We start from the raw sequence: 23,832 nt of genomic DNA on the forward strand, positions 1-23,832 counted from the left end.
GCAAACGCGAAAAGCCCGGTCTGCCAAAGCAGACCGGGCCTTCCCGAAATGAGTAGGACTTAGAAGTCCATACCGCCCATGCCACCGGTCGGGTCGCCCGCGGGTGCGGCGGCCTTCTCCGGCTTGTCGGCGACGACGGCCTCGGTGGTGAGGAACAGCGCCGCGATGGACGCCGCGTTCTGCAGCGCCGAGCGGGTGACCTTGACCGGGTCGGCAACGCCGGCGGCCAGCAGGTCCTCGTACACGTTGGTCGCGGCGTTCAGGCCGTGACCGGCTTCCAGGTTCGACACCTTCTCGGCGACGACGCCCGGCTCCAGACCACCGTTGAAGGCGATCTGCTTCAGCGGAGCCGACAGCGCGACGCGCACGATGTTGGCACCGGTCGCCTCATCACCCTCGACAGCCAGCTCGTCGAGCGCGGGAGCGGCCTGCAGCAGGGCCACGCCGCCACCGGCGACGATGCCCTCTTCGACGGCAGCCTTCGCGTTGCGGACGGCGTCCTCGATGCGGTGCTTGCGCTCCTTGAGCTCCACCTCGGTGGCAGCGCCAGCCTTGATGACGGCAACGCCACCGGCCAGCTTGGCCAGACGCTCCTGCAGCTTCTCCCGGTCGTAATCGGAGTCGCTGTTCTCGATCTCGGCGCGGATCTGGGCCACCCGGCCGGCGATGGCGTCGGAATCACCGGCACCCTCGACGATGGTGGTCTCGTCCTTGGTGACGACGATCTTGCGGGCGGTGCCCAGCAGTGCCACGTCGGCGGTCTCCAGGGACAGGCCGACCTCTTCGCTGACGACCTGGCCACCGGTCAGGATCGCGATGTCCTGCAGCATGGCCTTGCGGCGGTCACCGAAGCCCGGGGCCTTGACGGCGACGGACTTGAAGGTGCCACGGATCTTGTTGACGACCAGGGTCGACAGGGCTTCGCCCTCGACGTCCTCGGCGATGATCAGCAGCGGCTTGCCGGACTGGATGACCTTCTCCAGCAGCGGCAGCAGATCCTTGACGGTCGAGACCTTGGAGCTGACCAGCAGGATGTAGGGATCCTCCAGGACGGCTTCCTGGCGCTCGGCGTCGGTCACGAAGTAACCCGAGATGTAGCCCTTGTCGAAGCGCATGCCCTCGGTGAGCTCGAGCTGCAGGCCGAAGGTGTTGGACTCTTCGACGGTGATGACACCCTCGTTGCCGACCTTGTCCATGGCCTCGGCGATCAGGTCGCCGATGGACTGGTCACCGGCGGAGATACCGGCGGTGGCAGCGATCTGCTCCTTGGTCTCCACCTCCTTGGCGGTGGACAGCAGTCGAGCGGTGACAGCCTCGACAGCCTTCTCGATGCCGCGCTTCAGGCCGAGCGGGTTGGCGCCGGCCGCGACGTTGCGCAGGCCTTCGCGAACCAGAGCCTGGGCCAGCACGGTGGCGGTGGTGGTGCCGTCGCCCGCGACGTCGTCGGTCTTCTTGGCAACTTCCTTGACCAGCTCAGCGCCGATCTTCTCGTACGGGTCGTCCAGCTCGATCTCCTTGGCGATGGACACACCATCGTTGGTGATCGTGGGGGCGCCCCACTTCTTCTCCAGGACGACGTTGCGGCCCTTGGGGCCCAGCGTCACCTTTACGGCGTCCGCGAGGCTGTTCAGGCCCCGCTCCAGGCCGCGGCGGGCCTCTTCGTCATACGCAATTGTCTTGGCCATTGCGAAGTGATTCCTCCGGTTGGGAATTGCACGTCTTGTTGGTCGGGTTCAGTGCCCGCGACGGACGGCGTGGGTGTGCTCCCTGCCTCACCGTCCCGACCTAGCACTCACCGATCGCGAGTGCCAACGTCATTTTTAGCACTCGCCCATGGCGAGTGCAAGGAAACACCAGCCGCCGGGTCAGGCCCGGAGCCCGTCGGCGATGACTCCCGCGACCCGCTCCGACACGCCGTCGCCATAGAGATGCGCGGCCTTGCACACCCCGAGCAGGGCCTTGACGTCCATCACGCCGATATCGGTCCGCACCGTCCCGGCGCTCCGGGCGGCAGTCAGCAGTTCACCGAGCGTGCCGAGGAAGACGGCTTCGGCGCCGGGCGCGGCGGTTTCCAGGTCGATGCCGTAACCCGCCAGCGCGTCGACCAGGCCCTGGTCGGTGGCCCCGACGCGCACCATCTCTTGCAGGAAGGCGAACAGCGCCTCACCCGGTCCAACGCTGACCAGCAACCCGTGCGCCGCCTCCTCGATGCGCCGGATCCGGTCCTCGAAAACCGCGCCGAACAGGGCCTCCTTGGTCGGAAAGTGCCGGTACACCGTGCCCGCTCCGACGCCCGCCCGCCGGGCGATCTCATCGATCGGCACGGCCAGCCCCTCGGCGGCGAACGTCTCGTACGCCACCGCCAGCACCTTCGCGCGATTGCGCACCGCGTCGGCACGCAGGGGACGGTCGTTTTCGCTCACAGCGCACCTCCTGGCTAAACGGGGCGAGCGTTCCGTATGTTCGAGAGAACAAGAATACCCACCCACCAGGAGCCGATATGACCGCATGGACCACCGCAGACATCCCCGACCAGACCGGGCGGGTGGCCGTCATCACCGGCGCCAACACCGGCCTGGGCTTCGAAACCGCCAGGGCGCTCGCCGCCCGGGGCGCCCAGGTCGTGCTCGCCGTCCGCAACACCGAGAAGGGCAAGCAGGCCGCCGACCGCATCTCCGGCACCGTCTCGGTGCAGGAACTGGACCTGACCTCGCTGGATTCGATCCGCGTGGCCGCCACCCAGCTGCGAGCCGACCACCCGAAGATCGATCTGCTGATCAACAACGCCGGCGTCATGACCACCCCCAAGGGCGTCACCAAGGACGGGTTCGAGCTCCAGTTCGGCACCAACCACCTCGGCCACTTCGCCCTGACCGGCTTGTTGCTCGACGCCATCCTCGATGTGGACGGCGCCCGCATCGTCACCGTCAGCAGCAACGGTCACAAGATGGGCGGCGCCATCCACTGGGACGACCTGCAGTCCGAGCGCAGTTACAACCGGATGCGCGCGTACACCCAGTCCAAACTGGCCAACCTGATGTTCACCTACGAACTGCAGCGCCGGCTGGCTCCGCGCGGCAAGACCATCGCCGTGGCCGCCCATCCGGGCACGTCGATCACCGAGCTGGCCCGCAACATCCCACGCCCCGCCGAGCGCGCCTTCCTGACGGTCGCGCCGTTGATCGCCCAGAGCGCCGCCGCCGGCGCACTGCCCAGCCTGCGCGCCGCCACCGACCCAGGCGTGCTGGGCGGCCAGTACTACGGACCGGACGGCATCGCCCAGCAGAAGGGCGCCCCCGTCGTCGTCGCCTCCAGCGCCCAGTCCTACGACACCGATCTGCAACGCCGGCTGTGGGCGGTCTCCCAAGAGCTCACCGAGGTGACCTTCCCGGTCTAGCGTGGGGGGCGTGTCACTCTGGGACCCCGAGAACGTGCCGTCTTATCCCCCGACCCGATACACCAAGGACGAGCCGGAGGTCAGTGCCTGGGTGCGCCCGGGCGACGCACCCGCCGATCACGACTCGTTCGGATTGGTCCGGTACCACTACCTGGCCAACCAACAGCAGACCGACGGCGACTACGGCCTGTTCCGGATCGAGCTGGCCGCGCAGGCCGGCGGACCCGGCCCGCATTACCACCGGAGAATGTCGGAGGCCTTCTTCGTGCTCACCGGGTCGGTGGAGATCTATGACGGCGACAAGTGGTCCACGGCAGGCACGAATGATTTCCTGTACGTGCCGCCGGGCGGAATCCACGGCTTCCGCAATACCGCCGACGCGCCTGCCTCGATGCTGATGCTGTTTGCTCCCGGCGCGCCGCGTGAGCATTACTTCGAGGGCTTGGCCCGGCTGGGCGATCTCACGGACGAGGAACGCACCCAGTGGTTCATCGACAACGACAACATCTTCGTCTGACACGCCCTCTGCCACGACACGTCTCCTGCGGATATGCGATCCCGTAACCCGTTGACCTAGACTGCCCTTCGACCAGAAAGGAGTTCCGGGTGCGGGCATACACAGCGCCCAGCGCCCAGAATTTGCGGAGCTGGCAGCGTCGAGCGTTGGTCAAATACCTCGCCGCCAAGCCGAAGGACTTCCTGGCCGTGGCCACCCCGGGCGCCGGCAAGACCACCTTCGCGCTGCGCATCGCCAGCGAGTTGCTGGCCGACGGCACCGTGCAGCAGGTCGTGGTGGTGGTGCCGACCGAGCACCTCAAGATCCAGTGGGCGCAGGCGGCCACCCGGTTCCACATGGCCCTGGACCCCAAGTTCAGCAACTCGGCCGGGCACACCTCCAGCGACTACCACGGCATCGTCGTCACCTACGCCCAGGTGGCCAGCCACCCGACCCGGCACCGGGTCCGCACCGAGAACCACAAGACGCTGGTCATCTTCGACGAGATCCACCACGGCGGTGACGCCAAGTCGTGGGGCGACGCGATCCGCGAGGCCTACAGCGACGCCACCCGACGCCTGTGCCTGACCGGTACCCCGTTCCGCAGCGACGACAGTCCCATCCCGTTCGTCACCTATGAGACCGACGGCGCGGGCTACCAACGTTCCAAGGCCGACCACGTGTACGGCTACTCCGACGCACTGGCCGACGGCGTGGTGCGCCCCGTCGTGTTCATGGCGTACTCGGGCGAGGCCCGGTGGCGCGACAGCGCCGGTGAGGAGCACGCGGCCCGCCTCGGCGAGCCGCTGACCGCCGAGCAGACCGCCCGGGCCTGGCGTACCGCGCTGAACCCCGAGGGCCAGTGGATGCCCGCGGTCATCGCCGCCGCACACAAACGGTTGCTGCAGAAGCGCGCCCACGTGCCCGACGCCGGCGGCATGATCATCGCCTCGGACCAGACGACCGCCCGCGCGTACGCCAAGCTGCTGACCACCATCACCGGCGAGGCCCCGACCGTGGTGCTCTCCGATGACCCGACCGCGTCGAACCGGATCTCGGAGTTCTCCGATTCCTCGACGCCGTGGCTGGTCGCGGTGCGCATGGTCTCCGAGGGCGTCGATGTGCCCCGGCTGGCCGTCGGCGTGTACGCCACCAGCGCGTCGACACCGTTGTTCTTCGCCCAGGCGATCGGCCGGTTCGTGCGTAGCCGGCGCCCCGGCGAGACGGCCAGCGTGTTCCTGCCGTCGGTGCCCAACCTGCTGCAGCTGGCCAGCGAGCTGGAGGCGCAGCGCAACCACGTGCTGGGCAAGCCGCACCGCGAATCCGACGGACTCGAAGACGAGCTGATCGCGGACGCGAACAAGACCAAGGACGAAAAGACCGACCAGGACCGCGGTTTCGAATCTCTCGGTGCGGACGCCGAACTCGATCAGGTGATCTTCGACGGGTCGTCGTTCGGCACCGCGGCCGCCGCGGGCAGCGAGGAGGAGGCCGACTATCTCGGCATCCCCGGCCTGCTGGACGCCAGCCAGATGCGCGACCTGCTCAGCCGCCGCCAGGACGAGCAGTTGCAGAAGCGCACCGCCGCCGCGGCTGCCGGCGGGCCGCCCGCACCGCGGAGCACCCACGGACAGTTGCAGGAACTGCGGCGCGAGCTGAACACGCTGGTGTCGATCGCCCACCACCGAACCGGCAAGTCGCACGGGCAGATCCACAACGAACTGCGCCAGATCTGCGGCGGCCCGCCGTTGGCGGCGGCCACCGGCGAGCAGATCAAGGCCCGCATCGACGCCGTGCGCGGCCTGAGCTCCTCGCAGCGCTAGAGGCCCAGCAGCTCCGGCAGGTCGGCCACCGAATCGACGACGTGGTTGGGCTGCATGGCGAATTCATCTGCGGCCCAACGGTCCAACGTGGCCTGCCGGAACTTACCGGTGCGTACCAACACGCCGGTCATACCGACCACCTGACCGGCCAGCACATCGTTGTTGAGGTCGTCGCCGACGATGCACATCTCCTCGGTGTTCAGCCCGAGCACGTTGGCCGCCGACAGGAATCCCTCGGGTGCGGGTTTGCCGACCGCGGTGGCCTTGCGCCCGGATGTCTCCTCCATACCGATCAGGTACATACCCGTGTCCACCCGCAGGCCGTCGCTGGTGGTCCACGCGGTGCTGCGGTGCATGGCCACCACCGGGACGCCCTGCGCCATCCAGTCGTACACCCAGGACAGGGTCAGGTGGTTGTATTCGGGTCCGGCGCCGCCCAGCAGCACCACGTCCGGGGTCTCCGGGGCCGCCGGCCCGCTGAACTCGTGGGAGTAGACGATGTCCACGCCCGCCATGTCCTCGGCGATCTGTCCGCTGTTGACCAGGAAACACCGCGCCCCCGGATATCGGTCTCGCACATAGTCGGCGGTCAACACGGCCGCGGTGATCACCTCGTCGGGACGGACCGTCATGCCCGCCTCGGTCAACAGGTCGGCGATCTGGGTCCGGGTCCGGGTGGTGGTGTTGGTCAGGTAGGACCGGGCAATCTGGTTGTCCGCCAGGACTTGCAGGGTCCGGGCGGCACCGTCGATCGGCTGCCACGAGGTCACCAGGACCCCATCGATATCGAACAGGACTCCACCGATTGCCATGCAGCGAGACTAAGCGGCCCACTGACTGTCGGCCACCCACGGTGACGCCGTGGCCGCCACCGTCCACGCCAATTCGGCCGGCACGTCGATCAGCACATAGCGTTTGGTGCCCGCCGCGGTGGCCGCGACCACGGTCGCCACACCCGCCCGGCGCTGAAAGAAGGTCTGCCGCACCGTCCACCCGATGATGCCCGCGGTCTGCACACAATCGCGGCGTCGTTCGACACTGCCGGACCGGGTCACCAGCCAGTACGCATCCACCCGGTGCCCGAGGGCCCGCACCCGGTCGATCGCCAGCCCCGCCGCCCCGACCAGCAGCAGACTCCACACCGCCCAGGCCCAACCCGGCGCGGGGGTGAACGGCAACACGACCGCAACCAGGACCGGCAGCGCCAGCGCCCGCACCCACCGGCGTCGCACCGCCGCGGGCCCGTGCGCCACCAGCGTGCCCGCGACCACCTCGGGGTCCCCCACCAGATCCGCCAGCACGGCCCGCCCCGTGCCGGCCGGGCACGGTGGCAACAACAGCGACGACTCCCCCGCCCCCGCCACGCCGGTCATCACCGCATCCAGCCGCGCCCCGCCCATGGCCCGCACCAACAACGGCTCCCGCAGGCTGCCGCCGCGCAGCCGGTCCAGATCGAAGGTGCGCTCCCGGACCCGCAGCAGTCCGTGCACCAGGTTCAGCGTGTCCGGCCGCCGGGTCAGCACCAGGTTCGCGTAGGTCAGCTGGGACTGCCCGACCGCGATCAGCACCGCGGCCGCCAGCACGAGGACCAACACCACCGCGGGGCTGAGCCGGCCGGCCAACCACCGGCTCAGCGCGTCCCCGAACCCGGCCTGATAGGCCACCCCCAGCGCCGCACCGATGCTCAGCAACCCCGACCAGCTCAGCGGGCTGTAGCGCAGCCAGGACGGTTTCCACGAGGCCAGCACCCGGCCCGCCGGAGCGGACTGCCCGTCCTGGCCCAGCAGCAACCCCCGCAGCACGGCGACCTGACCGGTTTCCACCGCATCCAACACGAAGGCGTTGCCGCCCTTGTCTTCTTGGCCGGTACTGACCCGCAGCACACTGAGCCCCAGCAGCCTGTGCAGCACCCGCGCTTCGGTCTGCACCGAGCGGATCCGGTTGCGCGGCACCGAGAGTTCACTGCGTTGCAGCAGGCCCGTACGCAGCACGACATCCTGATCGTCGATCCGGTAGCTCGTGGTGAACCACCGGGCCACACCGAGCACCACGATGAGCCCCACCCCGACCAACGACCACACCGGATTCTGGGTGGCCGATCCGAGAACGATCGCCCCGATCAGCAACGGAAGCTGGTTGAGCACCTCATGGACCGGGTGCACCAACAACATGCGCGGTGAAAGACGTTGCCATTGCGCACTTTCCGTTGCCGTCATGTTGCGTCGTGGCCGCCGAGCGCGGCGATGTCGGTCAGCTGGGCCACCACCTGATCGGCCACCGGCGCATCGAGAGCCACGATCCGCACCGCGCCGGCCGAGGACGCCGTCGTCACGGTCACGTTGGCCAACCCGAACAGCCGGTCCAGCGGGCCACGGTAGGTGTCGACGGTCTGCACCCGCGAGATCGGTGCGATGCGACGCTCCTGCACCAGCCAGCCGGTGCGGGTGTACACCGCCTGCGGACCGATCTGCCAGCGGTGCACCCGGTACCGCCAGATCGGCGCCACCACCACCGATACCAGCGCACCCGCCGCGGTGAGTGCCCCCGCGGCGGCATGCAACCAGGGCATCCGCGGGTCCACGACGAACCAGATCAGCTGCGCGAACACCACGCCCAGCCACGGAATCGCCGCGCCCAGCGCCCACACCAGCGGCGCGCTGCGGCTGGGCGGATAGGCGGGTTCGGCCATCTGCACGGGTGCACCCATCACTCGAGCATGGCCGTCGGGCACCGTATGTTCTAGACATGACCCAGAAATGGACCGAATCACATGTCCCCGACCAGTCCGGGCGCGTCGCGATCGTCACGGGTTCCAACACCGGCCTCGGCTACGAGACGGCCCGGGTGCTCGCCGCCCGCGGCGCCGCGGTGGTCATCGCGGTCCGCGATACCGCCAAGGGTGAGCAGGCCGCGGCCAAGATCCGCGCCGCCACCCCGAAGGCCGACCTGCAGGTGGTCCCCCTCGACCTGGGCTCGCTGCAGTCGGTGCGCACCGCGGCCGAGCAGCTCAAAACCGAGCACCCCCGCATCGATCTGCTGATCAACAACGCCGGGGTGATGTACCCGCCCAAGCAGACCACCGCCGACGGCTTCGAGTTGCAGTTCGGCACCAACCACCTCGGCCACTTCGCCCTGACCGGGCTCCTGCTGGAAAACATTCTGCCCGTGGAGAATTCACGCGTGGTGACGGTCGCGAGCATCGCGCACCGCAATCAGGCCAAAATTCATTTCGACGATCTGCAGTGGGAGCGCAGCTACAACCGGGTTGCCGCCTACGGGCAGTCCAAGCTGGCCAACCTGATGTTCGCCTACGAATTGGACCGTCGACTCAAGGGCAGGAACACGCTCTCGGTCGCCGCGCATCCGGGCGTCTCGAACACCGAACTGATGCGGCACACCCCCGGGACGAATCTGCCCGGCTACGCCACCCTGGCGAATCTGGTCACCAACTCACCGCTGGTGGGTGCGCTGGCCACCCTGCGCGCCGCCACCGACCCGGCGGTCCGCGGCGGGCAGTACTACGGCCCCGCCTTCCCCGTCCGCGCGTTCGGCGTGGTCGGGCATCCGCATCTGGTTCCGTCGAGCAGCCAGTCCCACGACGTGGCCATCCAGCAGCGGTTGTGGGCGGTCTCCGAGGACCTGACCGACGTGCACTTCCCCGTCTGACACATGCGCTCAGTCCAAGAACACCAGGACGTCATCGCCGGTCTGATCCAGCCCCGCCCCGCCGGGACCGTGGCGCCGGCCGACGCGCTGGGCCTGGTTCTGGCCGCCGATGTGACGGCCCCGGTATCGCTGCCCGGATTCGACAACTCGGCGATGGACGGATTCGCGGTGCTGGCCGCCGATATCGCCGGGGCGAGCGAGGAAGCCCCGGTGACGCTGCCGGTCGCCGACGACATCCCGGCCGGCCGCACCGACACCCAGCCGCTCGAACCCGGTACCGCCCAACGGATCATGACCGGCGCCCCGCTGCCGCCGGGGGCGACCACCGTGGTCCCGGTGGAAGCCACCAACTCCGATTTCGGAGCGGATTTCGCCAGCCAGCCCCAGGTGCAGATCCGCGTCGCCACCCGCGAGGGCCAGCACATCCGCCGCGCCGGTGAGGACGTCGCCGCGGGCACCACGGTGCTGCGGGCCGGCCAGCTTCTCAGCCCGGCCGCACTGGGACTGGTGGCCGCGCTGGGTCTGCCCGAGGTCAGCGTGTCGCCCCGGCCCAGGGTGCTGGTGATGTCCACGGGATCGGAACTGGTCGGTCCGGGCACCCCGCTGCAGCCGGGCCAGATCTACGAATCCAACGCGGTCATGCTGGCCGCGGCGGTCCGCGACGCCGGTGCCGAGGCCGTCACCGGGCCGGTGGTCAGCGACGACCCCGAGCTGTTCCGCGCCGCGCTGGCCGAGCACGCCGGGGCGGTGGATCTGATCGTCACCACCGGCGGTGTCAGCGCCGGCGCGTACGAGGTGGTCAAGGACGCCCTCGGCGGCACCGTCGAGTTCGTCAAGGTCGCCATGCAGCCGGGGATGCCGCAGGGGTCCGGCCGGGTGGACGGTGTGCCCATCGTGACGCTGCCCGGCAACCCGGTCAGCGCGCTGGTCTCCTTCGAGGTGTTCCTGCGGCCGCCACTGCGGGCCGCCATGGGCCTGCCCGCCCAGCGCCCCCGCATCACCGCGACCCTGGGCGAGGACCTGACGTCGCCGGCCGGCAAGCGCCAGTTCCGCCGCGGTGTCCTCGGCTATGAGAAGGGACAGGCCGTGGTGACCAGTTACGGCCCGCCCGCCTCGCATCACCTGCGCTGGCTGGCGTCCGCGAACTGCCTGCTCGACATTCCGCTCGGTATCGACAAGGTGGCCGCGGGGTCACAGGTCGACGTGTGGGATCTCACCGGCGGCTGACACCCCGAAAACCCAACGTAGAATCGGGACCCAAATGGCCAGACCTGCGCGTTCACCCGATGATGACAGCTCTGAAGCGCAACGCTTCATCGAACTCGTCCGTTCCACCGTCCCTCCGGTCCATCAGGCCGGCCTGCCGTTCATCGCCGGCGGGCTCGGCCTGGCCGCGGCCGGCAAGAACCGTCGCTGGCTGCGTAACACCGGCCTGGGCGCGGCGGCATTCTGTGCGCTGTTCTTCCGCCACCCGCCCCGGGTCGCGCCGACCCGGCAGGGGGCCGTCGTGGCCCCCGCCGACGGGCTGGTGACGCTGATCGACACCGCCGTCCCGCCGGCCGAGCTGGGTCTCGGCGATGCCCCGATGCAGCGGATCAGCATCTTCCTGTCGATCTTCGACGCCCATGTCCAACGGGCGCCGGTGGCCGGCAAGGTGATGGGCGTGGTGCACCGGCCGGGCAGGTTCCTGTCCGCCGACAAGGACACCGCCAGCGAGGACAACGAGCGCAACAGCCTGTGGCTCCGCACGCCCGAGGGCGTCGACATAGTCGCCGTGCAGATCGCCGGGCTGATCGCCCGGCGCATCGTGTGCAGCGCGCAGGCCGGTGACAACCTGGCCCTCGGCGAGACCTACGGGCTGATCCGGTTCGGCTCGCGGCTGGACACCTACTTCCCGACCGATGCCCACGTGCTGGTGGAGAGCGGCCAGCGCGCGATCGGCGGCGAGACGATCCTGGCCGAGCTGCGTGATGCCGACCGCTAACAGGCAGCGCCCGGCGGCGATGCGGATCCTGCCCAGCGCGACGACCGTATTGGCCATCTGTGCGGGGCTGACGTCCATCAAGTTCGCGCTCGACGGCCAGCCGCATATCGCGTTGGCGCTCATCGGCGCCGCGGCAGTCCTCGACGGCATCGACGGCGGTATCGCCCGTGCCTTGGATGCCCAATCGCGCATGGGCGCCGAGATCGACTCGCTCGCCGATGCGGTGAACTTCGGCGTGGCCCCCGCGCTGGTGGTCTATGTGACGCTGCTGCCGTCTTCTCCGGTGGGCTGGATCTTCGCGCTGCTCTACGCGGTCTGCATCGTGCTGCGCTTGGCGCGGTTCAACGCGCTGCTCGACGACGACACCAAACCCGCCTACACCCGGCAGTACTTCACCGGGATGCCCGCGCCGTGCGGTGCCGTCGGCGTCATCGGGCCGCTGGCGGCAATGCTGCAGTTCGGTGGCGGGTGGTGGACGTCGCAATGGTTCGTCTGCTTCTGGTTCGCGGCCAATGCCGCGTTGCTGGTCAGTCGGGTCCCGACCCTGGCGCTCAAGTCGGTCTCGATGCCGCCGAATGCGGCGCCCATCCTCCTCATCGCCATCGCCGCGGCGGCCGCCGCGCTGTTGCTGTTCCCGTACGTGCTGGTGTTGCTGATCATCGTCGGTTACGTCTGCATCATCCCGTTCACCGTGCGCAGTCAGCGCTGGGTGGCCGCCCGGCCGGAAGCATGGGATGCCAAACCCCGGGAGCGGCGGGCGCAGCGCCGCGAGATCCGCCGGGCGCAGCCGAACCGCCGGTCGATGATGCGGCTGGGGCTGCGTAAACCGACCGGGCGCCAATGACCGAACTCCGGTTGACCGCCCGCCTCAACACGTCCGCCCTGGACAGTCGCCGTGGTGTGGTGCGCCTGCATCCGGAGGCCATCGCCGCGTTGGGTATCCGGGAATGGGACGCGGTATCGCTGCTCGGTTCGCGGACCACGGCCGCGGTGGTGGGCGTGGCCCCCGACGGGACCCCGGCCGGGGTCGCACTGCTCGACGATGTGACGTTGTCCAACGCCGGACTCCGGGAGAACAGCCCCGTGGTGGTGGCCCCGGTGACGGTGTTCGGTGCCCGTTCGGTGACCCTGACCGGCTCCCGGCTGGCCACCCAGTCTGTCTCACCGGCCACCCTGCGGATGGCGCTGCTGGGCAAGGTGATGACCGTCGGGGACACCGTGTCCCTGCTCCCCCGCGATCTGGGGCCGGGCACGTCGACCTCGGCGGCGACCACGGCGCTGACCACTTCGGTGGGCATCACCTGGACCTCGGAACTGCTGACCGTCACCGGTGTCGACCCGGCGGGCACCGTGAGCGTGCAACCCAATTCGAATGTCTGCTGGGGGGACGGCATCTCCACCGCCGCGGCGCCCGTCGCACCGAGCCGGTCACCGGCCCCCGCGGCGATCCCGCTCGATGACCTCAAGGGCGCGCACGTGCAGGCCGGCAAGTTGACCGAATGGCTCAAACTGGCCCTCGACGAACCGCAACTGCTGGAAAGCCTCGGCGCCACGGCACATCTCGGCGTCCTGGTGTCGGGTCCCGCCGGTGTCGGGAAGGCCACCCTGGTCCGGGCGGTGTGCGCCGAGCGCCGGCTGATCGAACTGGACGGGCCCGAGATCGGCGCGCTGGCCGAGGAGGACCGGCTGTCGGCGGTGACCTCGGCGGTCGCCGCGGTGAGCTCCGGCGGTGTCCTGCTCGTCACCGATATCGACGCGCTGCTGCCGGCCACCCCACAGCCGGTGGCCACCCTGATCCTCACCGAATTGCGAAACGCGGTAGCCACCGACGGCGTCGTGTTCATCGCCACCTCGGCTGTGCCCGACAACGTCGACGCCCGGTTGCGGGCCCCGGAGTTGTGCGACCGCGAACTGGGTCTGAGCCTGCCGGACGGCGCCACCCGCAAGGCGTTGTTGGAGGTGCTGCTGCGCGATGTACCGGCCGAGGCACTGGATCTCGACGAGATCGGGGACCGCACACCGGGTTTCGTTGTCGCCGATCTGGCCGCTCTGGTCCGTGAGGCCGCGCTGCGGGCCGCGGCGCGGGCCAGCGCCAGCGCCGAGTCACCGGCACTGAAACAGGACGACCTCGTCGGCGCGCTGTCGGTGATCCGTCCGCTGTCCCGATCGGCCACCGAGGAGGTGGCGGTCGGGTCAGTCACCCTCGAAGACGTCGGCGACATGGTCGAGACCAAACAGGCGCTGACCGAGGCGGTGCTCTGGCCGCTGCAGCATCCGGACACCTTCGCCCGTCTCGGTGTGCAACCGCCGCGCGGTGTGTTGCTCTACGGCCCGCCCGGCTGTGGGAAGACCTTCGTGGTGCGGGCGCTGGCCAGTTCGGGCCGGCTGTCCGTGCACGCCGTCAAGGGTGCCGAACTGATGGACAAGTGGGTCGGGTCCTCGGAGAAGGCGGTGCGCGAATTGTTCCGCCGGGCCCGGGATTCGGCACCCTCGCTGGTGTTCCTCGACGAGATCGACGCGCTCGCGCCGCGGCGCGGGCAGAGCCACGATTCCGGGGTGACCGACCGGGTGGTGGCCGCGCTGCTGACCGAACTCGACGGCATCGACCCGCTGCGCGATGTCGTCGTCCTGGGCGCCACCAACCGTCCGGATCTGATCGACCCGGCGCTGCTGCGGCCGGGCCGGCTGGAGAAGCTGGTCTTCGTCGAACCGCCCGATGCCGCGGCCCGACGCGAGATCCTGCGCACCGCAGGCAAATCCATCCCGCTCAGCGATGACGTCGACCTCGATGCACTGGCCGACGATCTGGACGGCTACAGCGCAGCGGACTGCGTGGCGCTGCTGCGTGAGGCCGCGCTGACCGCGATGCGCCGTTCCATCGACGCGGCCGACGTCACCGCCGATGATGTGGCCAAGGCACGCGAGAACGTGCGCCCCTCACTGGATCCGGTGCAGGTGGAGTCGCTACGCGCCTTCGCTGAGGACCGCTAGCCGGTCGATCGAGGCGGCCAGCTTGTCCGCCGTGGTCGCCTTCGCACGCACCAGACGCTTCTCCTCGGTGAGGTTCGTCCAGTCGTAGGTGTGGGTCACCTTCGAGTGACCGTTTTCGAGCGGTTCGATCTCCCAGCGCCACAGATGACCGGGGGGCTGCTTGCCCTCCTCCGACGGCAGCCAGGCGATACGGCGTCCCTCCTCGAATTCGACGATGTGGTTCTCCCGGTGGTCGCCGGTGTAGATCAGGGTCCGGAAGACATCGCCGACGGCGTGGACGCGCTGTCCGGCCGCGGCTTCGATGAGGTTGTCGTTGCCGTCCCACCGCGGATGCTGCGCGGGGTCGGCGATCAGTTCGAAGATGACGGCGGGGTCCGCGGCGATCTCGCGGCTGGCGCTCACAATCCGGTCCACCTCCGCAGGCTACCCATCTTGACGGTGACAAGTTCCCGGGCCATAGTGGAACTAGTCAATGACTAGTTACCCCGGGAGGCTCTCATGCCCGTCATCCGCGCAGGAGACCGTGAGCGCGAACGCACCGCCGGCACCCTGGGTCAGGCCCTGGCCCAGGGCTACCTGCCCATGGACGAGTACGAGGACCGCCTCGGCCGCGCCTTCGCCGCCCAGGACACCGAAGAACTGGACCGACTGGTCGCCGATCTGCCGGTCGGCACCCTGCGGCGCAACGACCCCCGCCGCCGGGCCGAACAGGTCCGGGCTGCCCGACTGAGTGTGCGGATCCACCTCGGCGCCTACCTGGCCGGCGCGGTGCTCATGCTCGGTATCTGGTTGGCCGTCGGACTCGGCGGCGGCGGATGGTACTTCTGGCCGATCTGGCCCATCCTGAGCTGGGGAATCGGCGTATTTTCTCATGCCATTCCCATCCTGGCTGGCACCGGGTCGCAAAATCGGTGCAGGTAGACTGCCTTTAGCCCTCGTGGCTGACACCCCGACCCCAATCCGATCGGAGTGCCATGCTCACCGTTCTCATCGCGCACGCGGTTGCCACCGCGATCGCGCCCCTCCTGGTCGCCAGGTGGGGTCGTCTGGCGTTCTATCCCCTGGCACTGGTGCCGCTCGGATCACTGATCTGGGTGGGCATGAACTGGCCTACCGGTGGGCACGTTCCGACCGTCCACATCCCGTGGGTACCGGAACTCGCCATGGACATCACGCTGCGCTTCGATTCGCTGGCCGCGATCATGAGCGTGCTGGTCCTGGCCATCGGCGCGCTCGTCCTCTTCTACTGCGCCGAATACTTCCACCACCACGAGGGCAAGATCGAGAAGCGGCTGCCCAGCTTCGCCGCCGAACTCGTCGCCTTCTCCGGCGCCATGTTCGGCCTGGTGATCAGCGACAACATGCTGCTGCTCTACATCTTCTGGGAAACGACCACGGTGCTGTCGTTCCTGCTGGTCGGGCACTACGCCGAACGCGCCACCAGCCGTCGGGCGGCTACCCAGGCGCTGCTGGTCACGACGTTCGGCGGCCTGGCCATGCTGGTCGGCATCATCATCCTGGGCAACCTGTCGGGCACCTACCTGCTCTCCGAACTCATCGCCGCCCCGCCGACCGGTCTGGCCGCCACGATCGGCATCGCGCTGATCCTGGTCGGGGCCCTGTCCAAGTCGGCGATCGTGCCGCTGCACTTCTGGTTGCCGGGGGCAATGGCCGCCCCGACTCCGGTCAGCGCCTACCTGCACGCCGCCGCCATGGTGAAGGCGGGCGTGTACCTGGTGGCCCGGATGACGCCCGGATTCGCCGACACCCCGCTGTGGCGGCCGATGGTGATCGGTCTCGGTCTGCTCACCATGCTGCTGGCCGGCTGGCGCGCGGTCCGCGAGTACGACCTCAAGCTGATCCTGGCCTTCGGCACCGTCAGTCAGCTCGGCCTGATCACCATCATGGTCGGGGCCGGCGGACCGGACATGATGCTGGCCGGGCTGGCCATGCTCTGCGCACACGCCATGTTCAAGGCCGCGTTGTTCATGGTCGTCGGGGTGATCGACCACGCCACCGGTACCCGCGACATCCGGAAGCTGGCCGGGCTGGGCACGGCGCATCGACCGCTGCTCGTCATCTCAGTGGGCGCGACGGCCAGCATGGCGGCGTTGCCCCCGTTCTTCGGGTTCGTCGCCAAGGAGGCGGATCTGGAGACCGTGCTGCACAGTGCCGCACTCGGGCCGGCCGCGCCCTTCGTCCTGGCCGGCATCGCGATCGGCTCGGTCTTCACCACCATTTACAGCCTGCGCTTCCTGTGGGGCGCCTTTTCCGGCAAGGGTCAGACCGAACCCAGCGTCCGGGTGCAGGAGATGCACCGCCCGCCGGTGAACTTCCTGCTGCCGCCGGCCATCCTGGCCGCCGCGGGACTGGTTTTCGGGCTGTACCCGGCGGCGCTGGATTCCGCGCTCGGCGGTTACGCCAAGACCGTCCCCGGCCGGGCCGAGTATCACCTCGCGCTGTGGCATGGAGTGGGCGCGCCGCTGCTGCTTTCGGTGCTGATCCTGGCGGTCGGCACGGTGGTGTTCTTCGGCCGGCAACGGTTGCCGCGCGGGAAAAGGGGCTTCACCCCACTGGGCAACGCGGACCGGATCTACGACGAGGTGATGCGGGGTCTGGACGTGCTGGCGGTCCGCACCACGGCCCAGACCCAGCGCGGGTCGCTGCCCGCGACGCAGTCGGTGATCCTGTGCACCCTGGTGCTGCTGCCGGTGGCCGCCCTGGTGCTGGGCGCCCGGGACCGCCCGGAACTTGCGCTCTGGGATTCCCCGCTGCAGGTGGTCGTCGGCCTGGTCATCCTCGCCGCCGCGGTGGGCGCCACGGTGATGCGCAACCGGTTGGCCGCGGTGCTGCTGGTCGGCGTCACCGGCTACGGCTGCGGCGCCATCTTCGCCTTCCACGGCGCTCCCGACCTCGCTTTGACCCAGTTCCTGGTGGAGACGCTGCTGCTGGTGATCTTCGTGCTGGTGCTGCGTACCCTGCCGGCCGAGGCCGACCGGTCCAACATCAGCCGCAGCCGGCTGCCGCGGGCCGCGTTGTCCCTGGCGGTCGGCGCGGCGGTCACCGGGCTGGCGGTGTTCGCGATGGCGGCCCGCGACAGCAGACCGATCGCCGAGTTGCTGCCCGACGCCGCCTATTACCGCGGGCACGGGGCCAACGCCGTCAACGTCCTGCTCGTCGACATCCGCGCCTGGGACACCATGGGCGAGATCTCGGTACTGGTCGTCGCCGCCACCGGGGTGGCCTCGATGGTGTTCCGCAACAGGCGTTTCGGCGCCGCCCCCCGAGTCTCCCAGGCGCGGCCCGCCAGCGTCGGCCAACCCGACATCGGCCCGGTCGCCGCGTACAGCCCGGCCGCCGGCGACGTCACCTGGTTGCGCGGCAGCGAATTGCGTGACCCGCGGCACCGCTCGCTGGTGCTCGAGGTGGCCACCCGCATCATCTTCCCGCTCATCATGGTGCTCTCGGCATACCTGTTCTTCGCCGGGCACAACACCCCCGGCGGCGGGTTCGCCGGGGGCCTGACCGCGGGCCTGGCGTTGGTGCTGCGCTATCTGGCCGGCGGCCGTTACGAACTCGGCGAGACGCTGCCACTGGACGCCGGGAAGATCCTCGGAGCGGGTCTCTGCCTGTCCGCGGGAACGGCGTTGACCTCACTGCTGCTCGGTGCGCCGGTGCTGTCCTCGGCGGTGCTGTACCTGGACATTCCGGTGCTCGGTGACATCAAACTGGTCACCGCCCTGTTCTTCGACCTCGGTGTGTATCTGATCGTGGTCGGCCTTGTTCTCGACATCCTGCGCAGCCTGGGTGCCCGCGTCGATGTGGAGATGGCCAGATGACCGCTTACCTCGTCCCGCTCATCCTGATCGGTGGGCTCACCAGCACCGGGGTCTACCTGCTGCTGGAACGCACCCTGACCCGAATGCTGTTGGGGCTGTTGCTCATCGGCAATGCCGTCAACCTGTTGCTCCTCAATGTCGGTGGCCCGTCCGGTAATCCCCCGATCTACGGCCGCACCAGCAACGGTTCGACCACCGACGCCGACCCGCTGGCCCAGGGCATGATCCTGACCGCCATCGTGATCAGCATGGGCATCGCCGCCTTCGTGCTGGCGCTGGCGTACCGGTCCTACCAGCTGACCACCGTCGAAGAAGTCAGCAACGACCCCGAGGACACCCGGGTGGCCGAGCGGGTGGACGACGAAACCGTCGACCGCGACATCCCCGACGTGGTGCCCGCCCGCGATACCGACGCACCCGACGAACTCGACGCGCTACCGGGTGCGGAGGGGTCACGCTGATGAGCCTTGCGACAGTCCTCACGCCCCTGCCTGTCCTCATCCCGACCATCGCGGCGGCCATCACCATGGTCGCCGGCCGCAGTCCACGTCTGCAGCAACTGATCTCGCTGACATCGCTGACCGCGGTGGTGGCGGTGTGCTCGGTCCTGCTGTACCTGGTGGACCGCGACGGCACGGTGGCCGTGCAGGTGGGTGGCTGGGGTCAGAGCGAACCCGGGATGGGACCGCTGGGCATCACCCTGGTGGCCGACCGGCTCTCGGTACTGATGCTGGTGGTGTCCTCGATCGTGCTGCTGGCGGTGGTGTTCTACGCCATCGGGCAGGGCATCAGCGACGGCGACGAACGCCAACCGGTGTCGATCTTCCAGCCCACCTATCTGATCCTGTCCGCGGGCGTGTGCACCGCGTTCCTCGCCGGTGATTTGTTCAACCTGTTCGTCGGCTTCGAGGTGCTGCTGGCCGCCAGCTTCGTGCTGCTGACCATCGGCGGCAGCGCCGAACGGGTCCGCGCCGGGATCGCCTACGTGATGGTGTCGATGGTGTCGTCGCTGATCTTCCTGATCGGTATCGCGCTGGTGTACGCCACCACCGGCACCCTGAACATGGCCGAGGTGGCGCTACGCCTCGATGATGTCCCCGACGGCACCCGTACCGCCCTGTTCGCGGTGCTGCTGGTCGCCTTCGGCATCAAGGCCGCGGTGTTCCCGCTGTCGGCCTGGCTGCCCGACTCCTATCCCACCGCGCCCGCCCCGGTGACCGCGGTGTTCGCCGGCCTGCTGACCAAGGTCGGCGTGTACGCGATCATCCGGGCGCACTCGCTGCTGTTCCCCGGCGGTGCACTGGACAACGTCCTGATGGTGGCCGCCCTGCTGACGATGATCATCGGCATCCTGGGCGCCATCGCCCAGAACGACATCAAACGGTTGCTGTCCTTCACCCTGGTCAGCCACATCGGCTACATGGTCTTCGGTATCGCGCTGGGTAACCACCTCGGGATGTCCGGTGCGGTCTACTACGTCGCGCACCACATCGTCGTACAGACCACGCTGTTCCTGGTGGTGGGTCTCATCGAACGCCAAGCCGGGGCCTCGACCCTGCAACGCCTCGGTGGGCTGGCCGCGGCCAGCCCGTTGCTGGCCTTCGTATTCGTCATCCCCGCACTGAATCTCGGCGGCATACCGCCGTTCTCGGGCTTCATCGGCAAGGTCGCCCTCGTGGAGGCCGGCGCGCAGGACGGTTCGGTGCTGGCCTGGATCCTGGTGGCCGGCAGCGTCGTCACCAGCCTGCTCACCCTGTACGCGGTCACCCGGGTGTGGACCAAGGCGTTCTGGCGCGCCCGTGCCGACGCCCCCGAGGGCGATCTGTCCAACACCGTGCCGGCCGCGTTGATCGACGACGATGACGACATCGCCTTCGCCGACCGCGACGACGTCGGGCGGATGCCGGTCGGCATGCTGCTGCCCACCGGCGCGCTGATCGCCGTCGGCCTGGCGCTCACCGTGTTCGCCGGACCGATCTACGCCTACAGTGAGCGGGCGGCCGAGGCGATTCTCGACCGCAGCCAATACGTCTCGGCGGTGTTGCAGCCATGAGGAAATTCAGCCTACGCATCTGGACGCTGTGCTTCCTCACCCTGGTGTGGGTGCTGTTGTGGGGCACCTTCTCGGCCGCCAACGTCATCGGCGGGCTGGTCGTCGCGCTGGTGATCACCCTGTTGCTGCCGCTGCCCCGGGTGCCGGTCGAGGGCAAGCTCCGGCCGCTGGCGTTCCTGCGCCTGGTGCTCTACGTCGCCGTGAAACTGGTGGCGTCCTCCTTCCAGGTCGCCTGGCTGGCCATCCGGCCCGGGCCGCCGCCCGCCACCGCGGTGCTGCGCGCGCACCTGGCCGTCAAGTCCGATCTGGTGTTGGCACTGGCGGTCGGGGTCATCACGCTGATCCCGGGTTCGGTGGTGCTGGAGATCGACCAGAAACGGCGGCTCATCTACGTGCACGTGCTCGACGTCGGCTCCGAGAAGGGCGTGAAATCCTTCTACCGCCAGGTGAAGACGGTGGAGCGGCTGATGGTCGCGGCGTTCGAGCGGGACGCCGACTGGCGACCGTCGGCCGAGAAGGAGGACGCCTGATGCATCTGGTGTGGATCGCCGCGGCGGTGATGCTGACCGCTGCCGCCGCCATCACGGTCTACCGGCTGCTGGCCGGGCCGAGCACCCTGGACCGGCTGGTGGCCCTGGATGCCTTTGTGGCCGTGTCGATGTGCGGGGTCGGGACCTGGGCCGCGTTCAGCCTGGACAGCACCGTCACCTACAGCCTGACCGCGTTGGCGTTGATCAGCTTCGTGGGTTCGGTGAGCGTGGCCCGTTTCCGCGTCCCGGACCGCGACCTGGCCGATCGGGACGTGACCGATCGGAGAATCCGATGACCGCTGTCGACATCATCACCGCGGTCCTGGTGCTGGGCGGGTCGGCGCTCGCCTTGACCGCGGCCATCGGGGTGGTGCGGTTCCCGGATACGTTGACCCGCATGCACGCGGCCAGCAAGCCGCAGGTGTTGGGTCTGTTGCTGGTGCTGGCGGGTGCGGCGACACGGCTGCGCGGCCATCCCGACGTGGGCATGATCATCCTGGCCGGGTTCTTCACCCTCATCACCGCGCCGGTGGTCGCCAATCGTGTCGGCCAACTGGCCTACCGGGAACAGAACGTCGGCGAGAGCGTGGTGTCCGACGAGTTGGCGCACAACCCGTTTCCCGACCCCGAGTAGTCAGCCGAGCTGGAACTCCACCATCGCCGCGACCGTCTCGACGGCCTCACGTAAAGCCTCCAGCCGCGCGCACGCACTCGGCGCGGCGAGCACCGCATACCGGTCGGCCTGGCCGATCGGGAGCCGGGCGGCCAACGCGTACAGCCGATCTCCGGCCTGCTGGCCCGGCTCGGGCCCGCCCAGCAACTCCTCGCGCGGCGGCAGGGTGGCGTCGCGGGCCTGCGCGATCCGCTCGAACAGTGCCATCACCACGTCCTCCACGCCTGCGATGTCCGCACCGGCCACCGTGGGGCCGTGCTCATCGGGCCACGGCACCGTGTGCGCCCGCGGATAGGGCGCGTCCTCGAGCCATTCGGTCACCCTGATGCGCTCACCGAGGATGCAGCGCAACCGATACCGCCCACCACCGAGATCGGCGTGTTCGACGATGCGGGCCAGCACCCCGACATCGCTTCGGAGGTCACCGCCGCCGACCTCGCGGCCGGCCTCGATCATCACCACCCCGAATTCCGGTTCGCCGGCCAGGCAGTGCGAGATCATCTCCGTGTAGCGCGGCTCGAAGATCCGCAGCGGCAGTTCCTCGCCGGGCAGCATGGCCACTTCGAGCGGAAACATCGGGGTCGCCGCCATCAGAGCACCAGTTCACCGATCAACGCGTCGACGACGGCCCGCAGGTCACCGTCGTTCTCCTCGGCGACCCGGCGCTGCCGCTGATATGAGGCACCGTGTCGGTAGATGTCGGACACCCGCGCCAGCTCGTCGGCGCATCCCAACGATGCCGCCACCGGCTGCAACCGGGTCAGCAGATCGTCGAGGTCCTCGGTGACCAGGCGCTCATTGCTGTCCGCGTCCAGGATGATCTCCGCGTCCAACCCGTATCGCGCTGCGCGCCACTTGTTCTCCTGCACATGCCAGGGCGGCATGGTGGGCAGCTGCTCACCGGCGTCCAGGCGACGATCCAGGTCCACGATCAGACAGTGCGTGAGCGCCACCAGCGCACCGAGTTCGGCGATGTTGGACACCCCGTCGAAGATCCGTACCTCGATGGTCCCCAGATGCGGTGACGGCCTGATGTCCCACCGGATCTCGTTCATGTGATCGATGATTCCGGTCTTCTTCTGGTCGTGCACGAACCGTTCGAAGTGCGACCACTTCTGGAAGTGGAAGGGCAGACCGGCGGTCGGCAACTGCTGGAACATCATCGCCCGGTTGCTCGCGTAGCCGGTGTCCTCACCGTCCCAGTAGGGCGAGGACGCGGACAGCGCGAGCAGATGCGGGTAGTGATTGAGCAGCGAGGTGATGATGGGCATCACCTTGTGCGCCGAGGAGATGCCGACGTGCACGTGCACACCCCAGATCAGCATCTGCCGGCCCCACCACTGGGTGCGCTTGATCAGTTCGGCATAGCGTGCGCCCTCGGTGAGCTGCTGCATCTCCCATTGGGCGAACGGATGGGTGCCCGCGCAGAACAGTTCCATCCCGCGTTCCCGGGCGATCCGGCGCACCGGGACCAGGGTGTCGTGCAGGTCGGTCATCGCCTCCGGAACCGTCTCACAGATCCCGGTGACGACCTCGACCGTGTTGCGCAGCAATTCCTTGTGCACGTGCGGGGTTTCGCCGATCTCGGCGATCACTGCCGCGGCCTCGTTGCTCAGGTCGCGGGTGTCGGGATCGACGAGAGCGAACTCCCACTCGACACCGACGGTCGGCCGGGGCGACCCGGCAAAGTCGATTCGCGCGCGGTTACTCCGCGGCGAAGACACCGCAGGCCACCCGGCCGCCGGCATCACCGGTGGCCAGCGTCTGCTGATCCGGACCGGGGGTGCCGTTGACCTGCTGGTACTTCTCGGCCGGAATGTTGCCGAAGTTGTCGGCCTTCTCGTGGATCACGATGGCGGTCTTGGTGCCCGAGAGCAGATCCTCGGCCGTGAACGCGTCCGTCGTCGTGACCAGCTTGGCCGAGCCGTCGCTGCGAACCTGCAGCGAGCTCAGGTCACCGCTGGACGGATGCCCGGTGTGCCCTTCGGTCTGGAAGTGCCCACCGGCGCTGGTGAAATCGCCTTCACAGGTGCCGACCTGGTGGATGTGCAGGCCGTGGAAGCCAGGAGTCAGTTCACCGGCCGCGGTGGTCTCGACCGTCACCGTCGCGTAGTCGTCGGTGAATTCGATGGTGGCGGTGGCCACCTCGGTGCCGTCCACCAATGCCAGATTTGCGGTGAGGGTCTCACCGGAGGGCGCGGCGCCGTGGCCGCCGCCGTGATCCGCTCCGGCCGTCGGCGTCGGGGAGGGCGATCCGGTCCACACCGGCGGGGTGGTTCCGGGCTCCGTTGCGACCGGCTCGTTGGGTGCACACGCGCTGGCGATCGGCACGATGAGTGCAGCGGCGGCGAGAAGGCGAATCGAGGCTGAGATCGGCATG

At 68.9% G+C, this 23,832-nt stretch carries 24 protein-coding genes; 15 read left to right on the forward strand and 9 right to left on the reverse strand.

Annotation, left to right across the window (positions count from 1 at the left end):
• Positions 1–59: 59 nt before the first annotated feature.
• A complete protein-coding gene (gene groL, locus V4U86_RS24635) occupies positions 60–1,685 on the reverse strand; it encodes a chaperonin GroEL (RefSeq protein WP_395308472.1) in 1,626 nt (541 codons plus the stop codon).
• Positions 1,686–1,865: 180 nt separating this feature from the next.
• On the reverse strand, positions 1,866–2,423 hold the full coding sequence (locus V4U86_RS24640) for a TetR/AcrR family transcriptional regulator (protein ID WP_395308473.1): 558 nt from the start codon (positions 2,421–2,423) through the stop codon (positions 1,866–1,868).
• 77 nt (positions 2,424–2,500) lie between these two features.
• Here V4U86_RS24640 and V4U86_RS24645 point away from each other — a divergent pair, with 77 nt between their 5' ends.
• The 3 genes from V4U86_RS24645 (at position 2,501) to V4U86_RS24655 (ending at position 5,716) form a co-directional block, all read left to right on the forward strand.
• The gene (locus V4U86_RS24645; protein ID WP_395308474.1) at positions 2,501–3,397 is read left to right on the forward strand and encodes an SDR family NAD(P)-dependent oxidoreductase; all 897 of its coding nucleotides are present in this window, start codon (positions 2,501–2,503) and stop codon (positions 3,395–3,397) included.
• A 10-nt stretch (positions 3,398–3,407) separates the two neighbouring features.
• Positions 3,408–3,914, forward strand: a complete 507-nt coding sequence (locus tag V4U86_RS24650) for a cupin domain-containing protein (protein ID WP_395308475.1) — start codon at positions 3,408–3,410, stop codon at positions 3,912–3,914.
• Positions 3,915–4,003: 89 nt separating this feature from the next.
• A complete protein-coding gene (locus V4U86_RS24655; protein WP_395308476.1) occupies positions 4,004–5,716 on the forward strand; it encodes a DEAD/DEAH box helicase in 1,713 nt (570 codons plus the stop codon).
• On the opposite strand, the gene V4U86_RS24660 is transcribed toward V4U86_RS24655, so the two are convergent.
• Genes V4U86_RS24660 through V4U86_RS24670 form a run of 3 tightly spaced genes read right to left on the reverse strand, consistent with a single transcriptional unit; the run spans position 5,713 to position 8,423 of the window.
• Positions 5,713–6,528: an HAD-IIA family hydrolase gene (locus V4U86_RS24660; protein ID WP_395308477.1), complete on the reverse strand. Its 816-nt coding sequence runs from the start codon at positions 6,526–6,528 to the stop codon at positions 5,713–5,715. The genes V4U86_RS24655 and V4U86_RS24660 overlap by 4 nt on opposite strands.
• Positions 6,529–6,537: 9 nt before the next feature.
• The gene (locus V4U86_RS24665; RefSeq protein WP_395308478.1) at positions 6,538–7,932 is read right to left on the reverse strand and encodes a PH domain-containing protein; all 1,395 of its coding nucleotides are present in this window, start codon (positions 7,930–7,932) and stop codon (positions 6,538–6,540) included.
• Complete coding sequence (locus V4U86_RS24670) at positions 7,929–8,423, reverse strand: PH domain-containing protein (RefSeq protein ID WP_395308479.1); 495 nt, start codon at positions 8,421–8,423, stop codon at positions 7,929–7,931. Before V4U86_RS24670 ends, V4U86_RS24665 begins: the two co-directional genes overlap by 4 nt.
• Positions 8,424–8,461: 38 nt before the next feature.
• Between V4U86_RS24670 and V4U86_RS24675 the strand changes: the two genes are divergently transcribed.
• The 5 genes from V4U86_RS24675 to V4U86_RS24695 are packed head-to-tail and all read left to right on the forward strand — an operon-like array spanning position 8,462 to position 14,357.
• Positions 8,462–9,382 (forward strand): SDR family NAD(P)-dependent oxidoreductase, encoded by a 921-nt coding sequence (locus tag V4U86_RS24675; RefSeq protein WP_395308480.1) that lies wholly within the window; start codon positions 8,462–8,464, stop codon positions 9,380–9,382.
• 3 nt (positions 9,383–9,385) lie between these two features.
• Positions 9,386–10,609 (forward strand): molybdopterin molybdotransferase MoeA, encoded by a 1,224-nt coding sequence (gene moeA, locus V4U86_RS24680; RefSeq protein ID WP_395308481.1) that lies wholly within the window; start codon positions 9,386–9,388, stop codon positions 10,607–10,609.
• A 34-nt stretch (positions 10,610–10,643) separates the two neighbouring features.
• Positions 10,644–11,366, forward strand: a complete 723-nt coding sequence (locus V4U86_RS24685; RefSeq protein WP_395308482.1) for a phosphatidylserine decarboxylase — start codon at positions 10,644–10,646, stop codon at positions 11,364–11,366.
• Positions 11,353–12,210 carry a CDP-alcohol phosphatidyltransferase family protein gene (locus V4U86_RS24690; protein ID WP_395308483.1) on the forward strand — a complete coding sequence of 286 codons (858 nt, stop codon included), beginning with the start codon at positions 11,353–11,355 and terminating at the stop codon, positions 12,208–12,210. The genes V4U86_RS24685 and V4U86_RS24690 overlap by 14 nt, the downstream gene beginning before the upstream one ends.
• The gene (locus V4U86_RS24695; RefSeq protein WP_395308484.1) at positions 12,207–14,357 is read left to right on the forward strand and encodes an AAA family ATPase; all 2,151 of its coding nucleotides are present in this window, start codon (positions 12,207–12,209) and stop codon (positions 14,355–14,357) included. Before V4U86_RS24690 ends, V4U86_RS24695 begins: the two co-directional genes overlap by 4 nt.
• On the opposite strand, the gene V4U86_RS24700 is transcribed toward V4U86_RS24695, so the two are convergent.
• Positions 14,331–14,762, reverse strand: a complete 432-nt coding sequence (locus tag V4U86_RS24700; RefSeq protein ID WP_395312203.1) for an SRPBCC family protein — start codon at positions 14,760–14,762, stop codon at positions 14,331–14,333. The two genes, V4U86_RS24695 and V4U86_RS24700, sit on opposite strands and share 27 nt — an antisense overlap.
• Before the next feature lie 93 nt (positions 14,763–14,855).
• Here V4U86_RS24700 and V4U86_RS24705 point away from each other — a divergent pair, with 93 nt between their 5' ends.
• Genes V4U86_RS24705 through mnhG form a run of 7 tightly spaced genes read left to right on the forward strand, consistent with a single transcriptional unit; the run spans position 14,856 to position 21,413 of the window.
• Complete coding sequence (locus V4U86_RS24705; protein WP_395308485.1) at positions 14,856–15,278, forward strand: DUF1707 domain-containing protein; 423 nt, start codon at positions 14,856–14,858, stop codon at positions 15,276–15,278.
• Between the two features lie 53 nt (positions 15,279–15,331).
• Positions 15,332–18,196, forward strand: coding sequence for a Na+/H+ antiporter subunit A (locus V4U86_RS24710; RefSeq protein ID WP_395308486.1), 2,865 nt, complete (start codon positions 15,332–15,334; stop codon positions 18,194–18,196).
• Entirely contained in the window at positions 18,193–18,657 is a 465-nt protein-coding gene (locus V4U86_RS24715) for a Na(+)/H(+) antiporter subunit C (RefSeq protein ID WP_395308487.1), read from the forward strand. The genes V4U86_RS24710 and V4U86_RS24715 overlap by 4 nt, the downstream gene beginning before the upstream one ends.
• A complete protein-coding gene (locus tag V4U86_RS24720; RefSeq protein WP_395308488.1) occupies positions 18,657–20,249 on the forward strand; it encodes a Na+/H+ antiporter subunit D in 1,593 nt (530 codons plus the stop codon). The genes V4U86_RS24715 and V4U86_RS24720 overlap by 1 nt, the downstream gene beginning before the upstream one ends.
• Complete coding sequence (locus V4U86_RS24725) at positions 20,246–20,779, forward strand: Na+/H+ antiporter subunit E (protein WP_395308489.1); 534 nt, start codon at positions 20,246–20,248, stop codon at positions 20,777–20,779. Before V4U86_RS24720 ends, V4U86_RS24725 begins: the two co-directional genes overlap by 4 nt.
• Positions 20,779–21,075, forward strand: coding sequence for a monovalent cation/H+ antiporter complex subunit F (locus V4U86_RS24730; protein ID WP_395308490.1), 297 nt, complete (start codon positions 20,779–20,781; stop codon positions 21,073–21,075). Before V4U86_RS24725 ends, V4U86_RS24730 begins: the two co-directional genes overlap by 1 nt.
• The gene (gene mnhG / locus V4U86_RS24735; RefSeq protein WP_395308491.1) at positions 21,072–21,413 is read left to right on the forward strand and encodes a monovalent cation/H(+) antiporter subunit G; all 342 of its coding nucleotides are present in this window, start codon (positions 21,072–21,074) and stop codon (positions 21,411–21,413) included. The genes V4U86_RS24730 and mnhG overlap by 4 nt, the downstream gene beginning before the upstream one ends.
• Here mnhG and V4U86_RS24740 read toward each other — a convergent pair whose 3' ends face one another.
• Genes V4U86_RS24740 through sodC form a run of 3 tightly spaced genes read right to left on the reverse strand, consistent with a single transcriptional unit; the run spans position 21,414 to position 23,831 of the window.
• A complete protein-coding gene (locus V4U86_RS24740; RefSeq protein WP_395308492.1) occupies positions 21,414–22,043 on the reverse strand; it encodes an LON peptidase substrate-binding domain-containing protein in 630 nt (209 codons plus the stop codon).
• On the reverse strand, positions 22,043–23,200 hold the full coding sequence (locus V4U86_RS24745; protein WP_395312204.1) for a glutamate--cysteine ligase: 1,158 nt from the start codon (positions 23,198–23,200) through the stop codon (positions 22,043–22,045). Before V4U86_RS24745 ends, V4U86_RS24740 begins: the two co-directional genes overlap by 1 nt.
• Complete coding sequence (gene sodC / locus V4U86_RS24750) at positions 23,157–23,831, reverse strand: superoxide dismutase[Cu-Zn] (RefSeq protein ID WP_395308493.1); 675 nt, start codon at positions 23,829–23,831, stop codon at positions 23,157–23,159. Before sodC ends, V4U86_RS24745 begins: the two co-directional genes overlap by 44 nt.
• Position 23,832: the final 1 nt, after the last annotated feature.

Source organism: Mycobacterium sp. AMU20-3851 (assembly GCF_043974665.1).
Lineage (GTDB): Bacteria > Actinomycetota > Actinomycetes > Mycobacteriales > Mycobacteriaceae > Mycobacterium.

Coding starts and splice junctions, on each gene's coding strand:
- groL (WP_395308472.1), bottom strand. CDS start 1,685: ATGGCCAAGACAATTGCGTATGACGAAGAGGCCCGCCGCGGCCTGGAG.
- V4U86_RS24645 (WP_395308474.1), top strand. CDS start 2,501: ATGACCGCATGGACCACCGCAGACATCCCCGACCAGACCGGGCGGGTG.
- V4U86_RS24660 (WP_395308477.1), bottom strand. CDS start 6,528: ATGGCAATCGGTGGAGTCCTGTTCGATATCGATGGGGTCCTGGTGACC.
- V4U86_RS24665 (WP_395308478.1), bottom strand. CDS start 7,932: ATGACGGCAACGGAAAGTGCGCAATGGCAACGTCTTTCACCGCGCATG.
- V4U86_RS24670 (WP_395308479.1), bottom strand. CDS start 8,423: ATGGGTGCACCCGTGCAGATGGCCGAACCCGCCTATCCGCCCAGCCGC.
- V4U86_RS24675 (WP_395308480.1), top strand. CDS start 8,462: ATGACCCAGAAATGGACCGAATCACATGTCCCCGACCAGTCCGGGCGC.
- moeA (WP_395308481.1), top strand. CDS start 9,386: ATGCGCTCAGTCCAAGAACACCAGGACGTCATCGCCGGTCTGATCCAG.
- V4U86_RS24685 (WP_395308482.1), top strand. CDS start 10,644: ATGGCCAGACCTGCGCGTTCACCCGATGATGACAGCTCTGAAGCGCAA.
- V4U86_RS24690 (WP_395308483.1), top strand. CDS start 11,353: ATGCCGACCGCTAACAGGCAGCGCCCGGCGGCGATGCGGATCCTGCCC.
- V4U86_RS24695 (WP_395308484.1), top strand. CDS start 12,207: ATGACCGAACTCCGGTTGACCGCCCGCCTCAACACGTCCGCCCTGGAC.
- V4U86_RS24705 (WP_395308485.1), top strand. CDS start 14,856: ATGCCCGTCATCCGCGCAGGAGACCGTGAGCGCGAACGCACCGCCGGC.
- V4U86_RS24710 (WP_395308486.1), top strand. CDS start 15,332: ATGCTCACCGTTCTCATCGCGCACGCGGTTGCCACCGCGATCGCGCCC.
- V4U86_RS24715 (WP_395308487.1), top strand. CDS start 18,193: ATGACCGCTTACCTCGTCCCGCTCATCCTGATCGGTGGGCTCACCAGC.
- V4U86_RS24720 (WP_395308488.1), top strand. CDS start 18,657: ATGAGCCTTGCGACAGTCCTCACGCCCCTGCCTGTCCTCATCCCGACC.
- V4U86_RS24725 (WP_395308489.1), top strand. CDS start 20,246: ATGAGGAAATTCAGCCTACGCATCTGGACGCTGTGCTTCCTCACCCTG.
- V4U86_RS24730 (WP_395308490.1), top strand. CDS start 20,779: ATGCATCTGGTGTGGATCGCCGCGGCGGTGATGCTGACCGCTGCCGCC.
- mnhG (WP_395308491.1), top strand. CDS start 21,072: ATGACCGCTGTCGACATCATCACCGCGGTCCTGGTGCTGGGCGGGTCG.
- V4U86_RS24740 (WP_395308492.1), bottom strand. CDS start 22,043: ATGGCGGCGACCCCGATGTTTCCGCTCGAAGTGGCCATGCTGCCCGGC.
- V4U86_RS24745 (WP_395312204.1), bottom strand. CDS start 23,200: ATGCCGGCGGCCGGGTGGCCTGCGGTGTCTTCGCCGCGGAGTAACCGC.
- sodC (WP_395308493.1), bottom strand. CDS start 23,831: ATGCCGATCTCAGCCTCGATTCGCCTTCTCGCCGCCGCTGCACTCATC.